A 14,411-nucleotide genomic window follows, 5' to 3' on the forward strand; every position below is an offset into this window, starting at 1 on the left:
TTTTACTCCTATAGACCGTAGATCTTACGATACTTGTTAGTTAAGTATTCAACATAATACTTAGGGTTGAATGTTTCACCAGTAACATCCAATAATAATTCATCAAATGTTTTTGATGCACCATATTGGTGAATGTTTACTTTTAACCATTCTGAGATTTTTTCAAATTCATTATTTCTAAGAGCTGAATCAACATCTACATCTTTTTCTAATTGATTATAAAATTGAGCAGCAAATGCACTTCCTAATGCATATGTAGGGAAGTAACCAAAGTATGCTGCACCCCAGTGCATATCTTGAAGGATACCGTCTGCAGTTGTAGTTGGACGTACACCTAAATACTCTTCATATTTATCTGCCCATAATACATCTAAGTTATCGCAGTCGATTGCACCATCAAAGATTTCTTTTTCTAGTTCATAACGAATTACTATATGTAATGGGTAGGTTAGTTCGTCAGCTTCAATACGGATAAGACTTGGTGTAGATACATCCATCATTTCCATAAACGAATCTAGTGATACATCTTTCAATTGTGCAGGGAAAATTGCCTGAAATTTAGGATAGTTTGCCTCCCAGAACGCACGGTTTCTACCGATGTGGTTTTCCATTAATCTGGATTGTGATTCATGCATTGCGAATCCAATCTCAGATGAGAATGTTGTTTTCTCAAACTTAGGATCTACTTGTAATCCATATTGTGCGTGTCCATATTCATGGATTGTTGCCAGTACTGCTGACATTACATTATCAGCATGATATCTGGTTGTGATTCTTGCATCATTTCCTGAGAAGAACGATGTAAATGGATGCACACTCTCTGTTAAGTAACATTTTCTAGGATTTATATTTAAGCTTTCCTTTAATACTTCAGTGAATTTAATTTGATCCTCAACATCAAAGTTTTCAAATAAAGGTGAATTATCAATCTTTTTACCTTTTTCACCAATTTCTTTAATTAAAGGAATTAGTCCATCTTTTACTTCTTTAAAGAAAGCATCGTATTTTTCTTTGTTCATACCAACTTGGAATTGATCCAGTAAATAATCGTATGCACTACCTTCAAAGTCAAAGTATGTAAGCATATGTTTGCGTTTTTCAATTAATCCCATCAGGTGTGGTTTGAAAAGCGCGTAATCATCTTTTTCCTTTGCTTCTTCCCAAACATATTGGCTGTCAGCTACAGCTTTTTGAAAATCTACATATACTTCTTTTGGTAATTTACTAATCTGATGTAAATCACGAAGACGTAACTCAATTTCTTTCTTTTCTAAAGGATCACTTGTTTCCTTATATAATTCTTCGATTCTTTTAATGTTTTCAGGATCAGTACTATATGCAAATGCTTCTCCTGACAAAAAAGATACTACTTCATTAGAGTAAGGTACTCCATCTTTCGGTGCAACAGTTGCCTGATCAAAGTAAATTGACCCCATAGCATAAGAGTATGCACTCGTTTTATTCTTGTATTCTTCATAAAAAGTTTTTAAATCTTTCATTTCATTTTCACTCCTTATTTCCTATTTATTAAGTATATCATGTATGGAAAACTAGGGCAAAAGCAATGAAAAAATTTTCAGATTGTGTGAAAAATGTAACAAAAATGTAAAAATGTGTACAAAGTATGTTGTTTTTGTTACAAAATTAGTGTAAAATTAGGATATTCAAAAGATAAAGAAAAGAGGAGGCTTATCAAAGTGAAAAAAGTATTGACGATGTTTACTTGCTTGTTAATGGCAATGTCACTAGTGGCTTGTGATTCAAGTGAGAGCTCTGATACTCTAATTATGGGTGCAGAGAAGTTAACAGGAACATTCTCTCCATTATACTACTCAAGTAGTTACGATGGATATGTTGTTGACTTGGTTTACGATAAATTATTGGACTACGATGAAAACAATGAGTTAAGACCAGAATTAGCAAAGGAATTACCTGAATTTACTAATGAAGGAAAAACTATTACTTTCAAATTACAAGAAGGTATTAAGTTCTCAAATGGTGAAGAATTCACTGCTAATGATGTAGCGTTTACATATAGATTATTGGCTGATCCTGATTATGATGGAAGATACCAACCATATGTACAATACATTGAAGGTTATGAAGCATATAAAGCAAGTGGTAAAGTTGAAGACTTTACTGGAATTAATGTAATCGATGATTACACAATCGAATTTACATTTACAGAAGCTAGAAGTGACAACGTTCTTAACGTTGGTAACTCTGGAATCGTAAGTGAAAGTGCTTACCCTGATTACAAATTTGGAGACATGTCTTCAGTTAAAGACCAAAACAAAACTCCAATCGGAACTGGACCATACGTTCTAAGTAGCTGGGATGCATCTTCTGGAGCAGTATTCGCTAAAAATGAAGAATACTGGGGAGAAGGATTCTCAATTGAAAAAATTATCATCAAGCCAGTTGAAATGACAACTGACTGGGATGAATTGAAAGATGGAAGTGTTGATTTATTAGCAGGAATGATCGAACCTAAAAAGGTTGGACCAGCATCTGCAACTGACAACATTGAATTATCTTCATACCCACGTTCTGGTATGGGATACATTGAAATGAACTCTGTTACTGGAGCAACTCAAGATGTTGCTGTACGTAAAGCATTAGTTTATGCATTCGACCGTCAAGGATTTGTTGATTCTTACTACGAATGTGACGATTGTAAAGGTATTGATGGTGTAGGAGCTTACGTTCCTGGAACTTACCAAAACCCTGCTTCAGCTATGGGTGAAGTAGTACGTAACAATGAAGAAGTTGAAGGATTAGATACTTGGGAATACGATATTGAAAAAGCAAAAGCAACTCTTGACGAAGCTGGATGGGTTGTTGGTGATGATGGTATCCGTGTAAAAGATGGACAACGTCTTGAAATTAAAGTTCTTAGTATGAAAGACCACGATATCTTATCTAACCTTGTTCCTATGTGGCAAAAAGACTGGAAAGAAATTGGAGCTGAAGTAAGTGTAGCTACAGTTGACTTCAACACATTATTAGACAAAGTATACAACGAAGAGTCATTAAACGAATGGAACGTATTCTTCATGGCTACAAGTTGGACAAACGATGACATGGGAGGAATCTACAGTTCATTCCATTCAACACAAGCATACAGTGGTGGAGATAACACAAGCAGAATCAACGATCCTGAATTAGATGGATTATTAGATGAAGCTATGAAGACAGTTGATGATCAAGATAAAGCGATCGAATTGTACCATGATGTAGCTGTAAGACTTGGAGAACTTTGTGTAAAAGTACCAGTTTATGGAAATACTTATTTCGACTTATACGATGGTGATAAAATCGAAGGATTAAAAACAAACACATTATATCCTTGGACTTCTGCGATTCAAAACGCATCACTTAAATAATTTAAGATAAGAAGCACATTGTAGAAATGAAACAAAAGAGCAAGTTTGTCTTGCTCTTCTTTGTTTGTTTTTGGTATAATCTATAGTGATGTGCAAAAAATATAATAAGTAAACATAAAGGAGGTTATTATGCTTAGGTTTGTATTAAAGCGATTATTAAACCTTATTCCAGTTGCTTTTATAATATCAATATTGATTTTTATGACAGTAAAAGCGATGCCTGGAGATCCAGTTAACGCATATTTGGGTGCAGGGTCAAAAGTATCACCTGAAATAAGGGAAGAAATTCGCGAGAAATTAGGCTTAAATGATTCACTTCCAGAACAGTATATTAATTGGATTACTCGTTTTGGGTCAGGAGATTTAGGGGAATCATTAAAGTATAAACAGTCAGTTAGTAGTTTGATTATGGATTATGTTTGGAATACTTTTTTATTGAATGCTATTTCGCTGATTGTAGCGGTATTGGTATCAATACCAATTGGAATTCGGCAGGCAGTAAAAAAATATTCGAAATTTGATAATTTCTGGACAGTATTCTCACTCTTGGGGGTATCTGTACCAACGTTCTTCTTCGCATTATTGTTGATATTCTTCGTAGCGATGAATACGGGATTACCAATGAATGGAATGCGAGACCCAGTGCTTTCAGCATGGGGATACAGTAGTATCTTTGCAGAGATAATAGATATTGCACGACATATGTTGTTACCAGTTATTGTACTTGCGTTCAGTAGTTTCTCTACGTTCTCAAGATATGTGCGTAACTCAATGATTGATGTAATTAATCAGGACTATATTCGTACTGCAAGGTCAAAAGGTTTAAAAGAAAAGGTGGTTATCTATCGTCATGCATTTAAGAATGCATTGATTCCACTAGTAACACTATTGGGAGCTTATATCCCTTCTCTTTTCAGTGGAGCAATTATTCTTGAATCAGTTTTCTTGTGGCCAGGACTTGGTACACTGTTAATCGAATCAATTACACAACGTGACCAAAGTGTTGTTACTGCTTGTTTATTGTTCTCAGCAATCCTGATGTTATTAGGTAACTTACTTGCTGATGTGATGTACTCAGTAGTCGATCCGCGGATCAAGGCAGAATAGGAGGGACTTATGAAAAAAGATCAAGTAATCGATAATGTAGTATTAAAAGAAGAAGATCAAGAAATTTTAGGTCCTTGGCGTCTTGCGTGGAATCGTTTTAAGAAAAATAAAATTGCAATGGTAGGACTTGTTATATTTGTCATTATTATATTAGCTGTAATTTTCGTTCCTATTATAATGGGGAATGATGTTATGGATTTCGACTTCGCGGCAAAAAGTAAGGGTCCAGGAGTTGATGGACATATTTTAGGAACGGATGAACAAGGTCGTGATGTTTTATTCCGTCTGTTCTTAGGTGGAAGAATTTCAATCCTTGTAGGAGTTGTTTCAGCAATCATCACTGTAATCTTTGGGGTTACAATTGGAGGAATCGCTGGATACTATGGTGGACTTGTGGATAACTTATTAATGCGTTTTACTGAAATCGTTTATTCGTTACCATTTACACCAATGATTCTGGCATTAAGTGCTGCAATGTTATGGACTCCGGCAAATACGAAAATGATTGTAATCTCATTCTTGATAGGGATGTTGTCATGGCCGACGTTAGCACGTCTGGTTCGTGGGCAAATCTTATCATTACGTGAGCAGGAATTTATGCAAGCATGTGAATCTTTAGGAATTAGTGATAAATCAAAAATCTTTAAACATTTAGTACCGAATGTACTTTCAGTTGTAATCGTTAATGCAACGCTTACAATGGCTAGTGCAATTCTTACAGAAGCAGGACTTTCATTCTTAGGGATGGGGGTTACAGAGCCAACGCCTACATGGGGGAACTTAATGAACCTGGCGCGGCAGTCTGCTGTATTTAAAAACTTACCATGGGTTTGGATACCTGCAGGGGTAATGTGTTTCTTGACGGTAATTTCAATCAACTTAGTTGGTGAAGGATTAAGAGATGCGCTTGATCCTAAGGATGCAAGGTAGAGGTGTATTATGGCAGAACTAGTAAGAAATAAGAAATTATTAGATGTTAAAGATCTAAAAGTATATTTTTATACAGACAAAGGTACTTCAAAAGCAGTTGATGGAAATTCATTTAGAATGTATGAGAATGAAACATTGGCGATTGTTGGAGAATCTGGATGTGGTAAGAGTGTTACTGCAATGTCGATTTTAGGACTGGTTGATAAACCAGGTAAAATTGTTGAAGGCAGTCAAATTGAATACGATGGGAAAAACTTAGTTACAATGAAAGAAGATGAACTTCGTAAAGTTAGAGGAAATGAAATTTCTATGATTTTCCAGGAACCAATGACTTCACTGAATCCAGTATTTAAAATTGGAAAACAGATTACAGAAACAATTCTTCTTCATGAAGATGTAACAAAAGAAGAGGCAATGAAAAGAGCAGTTGATATGCTTGGATTAGTTGGTATCTCTAGACCGGAAAAAGTAGTAAATGATTATCCTCACCAATTATCTGGAGGGATGCGTCAGAGAGTTATGATTGCGATGGCATTGGCCTGTGATCCAAAACTGTTGATTGCTGATGAGCCGACAACGGCACTTGATGTTACAATTCAGGCACAGATTCTTTCACTTATGAATGATCTGAAGAAGAAAACAGGAACATCAATTATGTTAATTACCCATGACTTGGGAGTTGTTGCTCAAATGGCAGATAATGTAAATGTTATGTATGCTGGTAAAGTTGTTGAAACAGCACCAGTAAAGGAATTATTTAATAATCCTAAACATCCATATACAAAAGGGTTGATGCAAAGTATGCCATCACTTAATATGGATGGTAACCGATTAAATACAATTGAAGGTAATGTGCCAAATGCACTTTACTTACCAAAAGGTTGCTATTTCGCTGATCGTTGTCCTCATGTAATGGATAAATGTCGTGAAAATCAACCTCCAACATGTAAAATCAAATCTAGACATCATGTAAGTTGTTTCTTATATGAAGATGAAGATTTGAATAAGAAGGAGGTAGAGTAAGATGGCTGAAAAGAATGTAATCTTAGAAGTTAATAATCTGACGAAACACTTCCCGGTTGGAAAAGGAAGAAACAAACAGACAGTTAAGGCTGTTGATGGTGTAAGTTTTAAATTATATGAAGGTGAAACATTAGGACTGGTTGGAGAATCAGGATGTGGTAAGTCTACACTTGGACGTGCAATTATCCGTTTACATGAACCAACAAGTGGTGAAGTAATCTTTAGAGGTGAAAATGTACTTGCGAAGTCTCGTAAAGAAATGCGTAAGTTACGTGAAGATATGCAGTTTATCTTCCAAGATCCATATAGTTCATTAAATCCACGTATGAATATTTATAATATCTTAAGTGAACCATTGGTTGCTCATGGATACTTCAAACGTGGTGAAGAGTTAAAGAAAAATGTTCTAGACTTAATGGAAAAATGTGGATTGCCACCTTATTACTGTTATCGTTACCCTCACCAATTCTCTGGTGGGCAAAGACAAAGAATTGGGATTGCAAGATCACTTGCATTAAATCCTTCATTCATTATTTGTGATGAGCCTGTATCGGCACTGGATGTTTCTATCCAATCACAAATCTTGAACTTAATGATGGATTTGCAGGAAGAACAAAAAATCTCATATATCTTTATCTCACATGACTTGAGTGTTGTAAAACATATTAGTGATCGTGTAGGGGTTATGTATTTGGGTTCAATTGTAGAACTGGCTGATAAGGAACAAATCTTTAATAATCCTCAGCATCCATATACAATGTCATTGATGGCGGCGATTCCAAAACCTGATCCAAATGAAAAAATGGAAATGGAAATGATTAAGGGAGAAATTCCAAGTAATGTTAATTTACCTTCTGGATGTAAATTCCACCCTCGTTGTCCATTTGCGAAAGATATCTGTAAAGAGAAAGACCCTGAAGCAAGAGAAATCGCACCAGATCATTTTGTTAAGTGTCACTTTGCAGGTGAGTTTTAATGGCAGAAAAGCGACCAAAACCAAAATTTCGCGATTTAATGAAAAAGCGCGAAGTTGAGGAAGGAAAAGATGTAGATTTAGAGAAAGGCGACTTTCTAGCAATCTTAATTGCTGCAGCAAGTGTAATCTTGCCAGTAATTCTTGGTTTACTGCTGTTTATATTCCTGTTCATTACGGTATGGGGATGGATATTCTAAATTGTAAGTAGAAACATCATATGGTGTTTCTACTTTTTAAAAGAGGTAGTTTATGAGTATAAGTTATAAAAATGAAATACCTACAATAGAAGAACTGGAAGAATTATATCAAAGTGTTGGTTGGGAAAACTATGGAAATGGTTTGGATAAACTGCAGGCTTATAAGAATTCATTGTGTGTACTATGTGCACGTGAGGAAGGTAAGTTGGTTGGTGTAGTTCGAGTTGTTGGTGATGGTGTTTCAATAATTTATGTACAGGATGTGATTGTTCATCCAAAGTATCAGCGCAATGGTATTGGCAAAGCAATGTTTCAGAAAATGGAAATGCTGTTTGAAGATGTATATCAGAAAGTGCTGATTACAGATAATCTGAAAGAACGTAAGGATTTTTATAAATCATTGGGTTATAGTACGATTAGTGAGAATCATTGTTGTACCTTTATTAAAGTAAATTTAGAGAAGAAGCGTTAAAGTTTCTTCTTTTTTATTATTTTTGTAATATAATGGTACTAGTGAGGTGGAAAATATGAAATTTCAAGATTACCAATATGAAAGAATTAATATTGATGAATTACGTAATGAAGTAAATTCATATGTAGACAAATTAAAGAATGCAACAGAATATAATGAGTTCTTAAACGCATTTAAAGAAGTATATCGTGTATTTTCTCATGTAGATACAATGGCAACTCTTTGTGAGGTGCGTTACACGATTAATACGGAAGATGAATTCTACAGTAAGGAAAATGATTTCTGGGATGAGAATTCACCGTTTGTTCAACAATTACAGACAGATGTATCAAAGGTAGTATTAGCTAGTTCTTATAAAGAAGAATTAAAGAAAGATGTTCCACATACATATTTCTTACTATCTGAATTTGCTTTAAAAGCATTCGATGAAAAGATTATGAGTGACTTACAGGAAGAAAATAAACTAGTAAGTGATTACCAGAAGTTAATTGCTGGTGCTAAAATCGAATTTGACGGCGAAACGTACACGCTGGCAAGTCTTGGTTCGAAAATGGAGGACAAGGATGAGTCGGTGAGAAAAGGCGCTTACAAGGCTTACTGGGGCTATATGGAAGAACATGAAGCTGATATTGATAGTGTATATGATAAGTTAGTAAAACTAAGAGACAGTATTGCAAAGAAATTAGGATTTAAAAACTTTGTGGAACTGGGATACTTACGTATGAATCGTATGGATTATAACGAACGTGATGTAAGTAACTATCGTAAACAAGTATTGGAAGATGTTGTTCCTGTAGCAACAAAACTATACAATGCGCAAATGAAACGCATTGGTGTAGATAAACTGGAAGTATTCAATAATAACTTTGAGTTTGTCAGTGGAAATCCTACACCAAAACATTCAAAAGATGAAATGGTGAAGATTGCTCAAAACATGTATCATGAATTATCAGAAGAAACAGGTGAGTTCTTTGACTTTATGATTGAACATGACTTATTGGACCTAGAAGCAAAACCAGGTAAGATGGGTGGAGGATACTGTACGTATATGTCAGATTATAAATCACCATTTATCTTCTCGAACTTCAATGGTACCAGTGGTGATGTAGATGTATTAACACATGAAGCAGGACATGCATTCCAAGTATTCTCTTCAAGATGGATTGAACCAGGAAACTGTATGTGGCCAACGCTTGAAAGTGCAGAAATTCATTCAATGAGTATGGAATTCTTTGCGTGGCCATGGATGAAGAACTTCTTTGAAGAAGATACTGATAAATACTATTACACACATTTAGGTGATGCAGTGAAATTCTTACCTTATGGAGTATTGGTTGATCACTTCCAGCATGAAGTATACAACAATGTAGATATGACTCCAGAAGAGCGTAAAGCAACTTGGAGAAGATTAGAAAAACAATACCTTCCTCATAAGAACTATGATGCAATTCCAGTGTTAGAAAAAGGAACTTGGTGGTTTAGACAACAACATATCTTTACCAACCCATTCTATTACATTGACTATACATTAGCTCAAGTATGTGCATTCCAGTTCTGGTTAAGATTACAAGAAAACGATCCTACAGCATTCCATGACTACTATGAAATTTGTAAGGCAGGTGGAACAATTTCATTTGGCCAAATCGTAGCGAAAGCAAACTTGAAGTCACCATTCCAGGATGGATGTCTAAAAGATGTAATGAAATCAATTGATACATACTTATCATCATATGATGATTCAAAATTCTAAGATGATTCAGAACTCTCGTAAGGGAGTTCTTTTATAATTCATGACAGTTCCAATATAAAAAACTAAATTCTTATATAATATAACTATGGAAAGATAAAAGGTAATGTTATGGCTGATAATATAAGAAAAGTGTTAGCTGGAATATCTAGTGTCATGCTAGTACTAATTTTGTTTGTATTCAGTGACGAGTATATAGAATATTGGTGGTTGGTCTTTGGTATTTTATTATCTGTAGAATGTTATTTGGAGTATAAGGTAAAGGATCGAATCTTTCAAAAATACCTAGCTATTTTTTTCGCAGCGGCTGCTGTTTTTGAAATTTTTATGATTCTTTTTTACTAGTGAAAATCAGAAGTATTCTTAGGCTGAATAACAGGAAATAATTACCTCCTAAATAAAGAAATCGTTTACATTTTAAAGGGGTCTAAATGAGGTTGTGAAAAAATTAATTTTTCTTTCATTTGCATAGTGTTTATGCTATACTAAGTTCGTGATATATAACACAAGGAGGAATTTAGAAAATGCCAATTATTATTGATGTTTACGCTAGAGAAGTAATCGACTCTCGTGGTAATCCTACAGTTGAAGTTGAGTTAACTACACAATCAGGTGCTTATGGACGCGCCATGGTTCCAAGTGGAGCTTCAACAGGAGAAAGAGAAGCGTTAGAATTACGTGATGGAGATAAAAGCCGTTTCGAAGGAAAAGGTGTATTAAAAGCTGTTGCTAACATTAACGACCAAATTGCTGATGCAGTTATCGGTTTAGATTGTACTGACCAAAGTCTTGTAGATAAGACAATGATCGAATTAGATGGAACACCTGACAAATCAAAATTAGGAGCAAACGCTATCCTAGGTGTATCTATGGCTTCTGCAATTGCAGCTGCTGATTACTATGGAATGCCTTTGTTTAAATACTTCGGTGGATTCAATGGTAAAACTTTACCAGTTCCAATGATGAACGTTGTTAACGGTGGGTCTCATGCAGATTCAACTGTGGACTTCCAAGAATTCATGATTATGCCAGTAGGAGCAAAAGATATTCAAGAAGCTCTTCGTATGGGTGCTGAAACATTCCACAAATTACGTGGTGTATTAAAAGCAAAAGGTTACAACACTAACGTTGGTGATGAAGGTGGATTCGCACCAAGCTGTAAAGATGGAAATGAAGAACCATTACAACTTATCGTTGCTGCTATTGAAGCTGCTGGATATGTTCCTGGTAAAGACATTTACATTGCAATGGACGTTGCTGCTAGTGAGTTCTACAATGCAGACACTAAAAACTACGACTTAGCTAAATCAGGTCAAGGTACAAGAACTACTGACGAAATGATTGATATGTATGCTGAGTGGGTAGAAAAATACCCAATCATCTCAATTGAAGATGGACTTGGTGAAAATGACTGGGATGGATGGAAAAAACTTACTGACCGTCTAGGAGCAAAAATCCAATTAGTTGGAGATGATTTATTTGTTACTAACCCAGCAATCTTAAAAGAAGGAATTGAAAAAGGAATTGCTAACTCAATCCTAATCAAAGTAAACCAAATTGGTACATTAACTGAAACTTTCGATGCTATTGAAATGGCTAAGAAAGCTGGATATACTTGTGTAGTTTCTCACCGTTCAGGAGAAACTGAAGATTCAACAATCGCTGATATCGCTGTTGGATTAAACGCTGGTCAAATCAAGACAGGATCTATGTCAAGAACTGACCGTATTGCGAAATACAACCAATTATTAAGAATTGATGACGAAATCAATAGCCGTGGAGAAGAACAAATTTCTGTTTACCCACAACTATCAGCATTCTATAACATTAAAAAATAATAAATGTTAACTTTAAGGAGTATCACAAAATTGTGGTGCTCTTTTTTTTATGCTGTTACTGTTTTTTTATTACAAATTGTCTAATGTGTAGAGGTGGAAAGAATCAATAAAGTGAAATCATTTTATTTTAAATGAACGTTTATATAATTTTTAACGACTAACTATAGAGCGAATATGTAACCTATTTATACTTAGGGGAGTCAAACTAATGGTTAAGTAGGAGTTTGGAGGGCGCAAACTATGAAAACGGAACGTATAAATAATGATGTTGTCAGTAGGTTTCAAAAGGGGAGTCATGAGGCTTTTGAAGAGGTTTACAGACACTATAAAAACACACTGTATTTTTTTGCATACACTTTTGTGAATAATCAGGCTGATGCAGAGGAAATTGTGCAAGAATCATTTATTAAGATTTATCGGAATATTAAATCTTTAAATAATCTTGATGCATTTCATTCTTGGATTTTTATGATTACAGCAAATACAGCAAAATCAATACGTAACAAGAAATCAAGAATACTGATTGTAGATGATGATATGTATATGGAAGAGGTGGTAACAGGTAGTGCAAATCCAGTTGAGGATTATGAAAACAAAGAGATTGTAGAACTGGTGAAAAATGAAATAAACCAATTACCACTAATTTATATTCAAACGGCGACTCTGCGATATTTAGAAGGATTATCGTTGAATGAAATATCAGAAGTATTAGATGTAAAAGTGGGAACAATAAAGAATCGTTTGAATCGAATTCGTGGCTCTTTACAATCTGGTCTTAAAAGTAAAGGGATGGATCCAACAAAATACTTGTCACTTGGATTGTCTCCTTTTGTCGTACAAGCATTTGAAATGATGGAGTCACAGACCCCAATGAATGTTGCTGCAAGTGATGCGGTATATACGAATATCTTAGCATCTACCCAAAACAAAACTAGTGTCCTTTCATCAACAATGACAAAGGTATTGCTGGCAATATGTCTAGGTGGTAGTGGGTATGCACTATATGCAAACTTGGCAACAACAGAAGCTGATGAACCAGTAACAATTACTCAAATTGATTATAGCAATGAATATACTAGTGATACTGTTCCAGTTGAAATAACACTAACTAATTCAGTGGATGATGAGGATATTAAAATTCAAAAAGATGGAAAAGATATTGAATTTTATAACAAGAATACAACCATCGTATTTGAAGCTAAAGAAAATGGTGCTTATTCAATACAGGTTGAAGATGAAGTTGAGATGATTAATATCAGTGGAATTGATATGGAAGAACCAATACTAAATGATGTTGTTTATGAAAATGGAATTCTTATTCTTGATGCAGATGATGAATTAAGTGGTCTATCATTTGAAGATTCATATGTAGAGTATAATGGCACAAAGTATCAACTTGATGGAACGATGAAAGTCACAGGAGATTTTGATGGAACAGTTTATGTTCACTTATGCGATTTCCTAGGAAATAGTGCTACTTATGAAATGAATATTTCTAAGGAGCGAGTGGAATGAAACAAACAGTAATGATAAAAGCAGTAATTGCTGCATTGTTGCTGGGGTTATTTACTTTTTCATATCAAACAGTGTTAGAAGCTAATACGTTTGAGGTGAAATGTAAAAGTAAAATTTATATGATTGAAGATGGGACGACTAAAGAATTGGATGGTAATGATACAAACTTACAACAGGGAGATACTTTGCGTTTTAGTTTTTGGTTATCAAGTGAAAGTGGTGATGTACCTGTAAAGATTATTTTTAATGAACTTACAGGAGTGGATTCGTTTTCATCGATAATAGTGAATGGAGATCGTTTAGAAAATACAAAATCAATTGATTCTTATTTACTTACTGGTAATGAAGTTAGGATTGATGTTGAAGGAATCTATTCAGGTATTGATATTAGTAATATAAAATCTGAGTTATCAGTTACATCATTAGATAATAAACAAGATGGAAATCATTCTTTTGGGTTTTCATATTTTAGTATGCAGAGTCCAATTGTTCAATCCAAAAAGTATACAGTGAATTTTTATGGTGTTCATTCAACTATTATTGAATCAAAACAAGTTGAAAAAAATGAAACTGTAATTGAACCAAAATATGAACTGGTTGGATATGATGTTCTTGGATTTAATGAAAAAACAGATGGTAGTGGAGATTACTTTAATAATGGTTTTATTGGTAAAGACAGTGATTGGTTTGTGGTGGTAAAACCGAAAGAGTTTGTTGTTTCTTATTATGTAGATGGTGAGTTATATAAGGCAAGTAAGTTGTTTTATAACGAAGATGCATTTTATATAGAACCACCGCAAAAGGAAGGGTATGAATTTGTAGAGTGGTTTGGAAATCTTCATAATATTAAAAATAATGTAAGTCTACATGCAGTTTATAAACATATTGAAACACAGGAGTACTATATTTCAGAGCAAGCAGAAGCAATTGAAATGGAAGAGAATTATATATCGACCATTGATTATAAAAAAATTAAATCAGATAAAAAGACAAATCAAGGAAAGAGTCTAGAAGAGTATTATATATCAGTAAGCAAAGGTGAGGATATTAGCTATGTAAATAATTCGGATTTATTGGTACAGGTTGAAACTGCTTTGAAAGGTGGGTTGAAATCGCCACTTGGAATTGGGTTGTTTTTACTACTGATTTTATTAATAATTATTTTCTTTTATAAAATTGTAACAAAATCAAAACGACTTAAGTCTAACTTATGATTGTTG

13 protein-coding genes are annotated in these 14,411 nt (G+C 34.3%); 12 read left to right on the forward strand and 1 reads right to left on the reverse strand.

Annotated elements, in window-relative coordinates; translation table 11 throughout:
- Positions 1-8 precede the first annotated feature (8 nt).
- Positions 9-1,499, reverse strand: a complete 1,491-nt coding sequence (locus J2S15_RS10460) for a carboxypeptidase M32 (protein ID WP_307408039.1) — start codon at positions 1,497-1,499, stop codon at positions 9-11.
- A 198-nt stretch (positions 1,500-1,697) separates the two neighbouring features.
- Here J2S15_RS10460 and J2S15_RS10465 point away from each other — a divergent pair, with 198 nt between their 5' ends.
- From J2S15_RS10465 to J2S15_RS10520, 12 genes are all read left to right on the forward strand, one after another.
- Entirely contained in the window at positions 1,698-3,386 is a 1,689-nt protein-coding gene (locus J2S15_RS10465; RefSeq protein ID WP_307408041.1) for an ABC transporter substrate-binding protein, read from the forward strand.
- A gap of 129 nt (positions 3,387-3,515) precedes the next feature.
- Positions 3,516-4,493: an ABC transporter permease gene (locus J2S15_RS10470; RefSeq protein ID WP_307408043.1), complete on the forward strand. Its 978-nt coding sequence runs from the start codon at positions 3,516-3,518 to the stop codon at positions 4,491-4,493.
- Between the two features lie 9 nt (positions 4,494-4,502).
- Positions 4,503-5,423: an oligopeptide ABC transporter permease gene (gene opp4C / locus J2S15_RS10475; RefSeq protein ID WP_307408045.1), complete on the forward strand. Its 921-nt coding sequence runs from the start codon at positions 4,503-4,505 to the stop codon at positions 5,421-5,423.
- A 9-nt stretch (positions 5,424-5,432) separates the two neighbouring features.
- Positions 5,433-6,446 carry an ABC transporter ATP-binding protein gene (locus J2S15_RS10480; RefSeq protein WP_307408046.1) on the forward strand — a complete coding sequence of 338 codons (1,014 nt, stop codon included), beginning with the start codon at positions 5,433-5,435 and terminating at the stop codon, positions 6,444-6,446.
- Position 6,447: 1 nt separating this feature from the next.
- Complete coding sequence (locus J2S15_RS10485) at positions 6,448-7,422, forward strand: ABC transporter ATP-binding protein (RefSeq protein WP_307408048.1); 975 nt, start codon at positions 6,448-6,450, stop codon at positions 7,420-7,422.
- Complete coding sequence (locus J2S15_RS10490) at positions 7,422-7,619, forward strand: hypothetical protein (protein ID WP_307408050.1); 198 nt, start codon at positions 7,422-7,424, stop codon at positions 7,617-7,619. The genes J2S15_RS10485 and J2S15_RS10490 overlap by 1 nt, the downstream gene beginning before the upstream one ends.
- Positions 7,620-7,671: 52 nt before the next feature.
- Positions 7,672-8,091, forward strand: coding sequence for a GNAT family N-acetyltransferase (locus tag J2S15_RS10495; RefSeq protein WP_307408052.1), 420 nt, complete (start codon positions 7,672-7,674; stop codon positions 8,089-8,091).
- Positions 8,092-8,146: 55 nt separating this feature from the next.
- Positions 8,147-9,841 (forward strand): M3 family oligoendopeptidase, encoded by a 1,695-nt coding sequence (locus J2S15_RS10500; protein WP_307408054.1) that lies wholly within the window; start codon positions 8,147-8,149, stop codon positions 9,839-9,841.
- A 108-nt stretch (positions 9,842-9,949) separates the two neighbouring features.
- The gene (locus J2S15_RS10505; protein ID WP_307408056.1) at positions 9,950-10,183 is read left to right on the forward strand and encodes a hypothetical protein; all 234 of its coding nucleotides are present in this window, start codon (positions 9,950-9,952) and stop codon (positions 10,181-10,183) included.
- 179 nt (positions 10,184-10,362) lie between these two features.
- Positions 10,363-11,676, forward strand: a complete 1,314-nt coding sequence (gene eno / locus J2S15_RS10510; protein ID WP_307408058.1) for a phosphopyruvate hydratase — start codon at positions 10,363-10,365, stop codon at positions 11,674-11,676.
- A 240-nt stretch (positions 11,677-11,916) separates the two neighbouring features.
- On the forward strand, positions 11,917-13,191 hold the full coding sequence (locus J2S15_RS10515; RefSeq protein WP_307408060.1) for an RNA polymerase sigma factor: 1,275 nt from the start codon (positions 11,917-11,919) through the stop codon (positions 13,189-13,191).
- On the forward strand, positions 13,188-14,405 hold the full coding sequence (locus J2S15_RS10520) for a hypothetical protein (protein ID WP_307408062.1): 1,218 nt from the start codon (positions 13,188-13,190) through the stop codon (positions 14,403-14,405). Before J2S15_RS10515 ends, J2S15_RS10520 begins: the two co-directional genes overlap by 4 nt.
- Positions 14,406-14,411: the final 6 nt, after the last annotated feature.

The sequence above is a fragment of the Breznakia pachnodae genome (genome assembly GCF_030814225.1).
Classification (GTDB): domain Bacteria; phylum Bacillota_I; class Bacilli_A; order Erysipelotrichales; family Erysipelotrichaceae; genus Breznakia; species Breznakia pachnodae.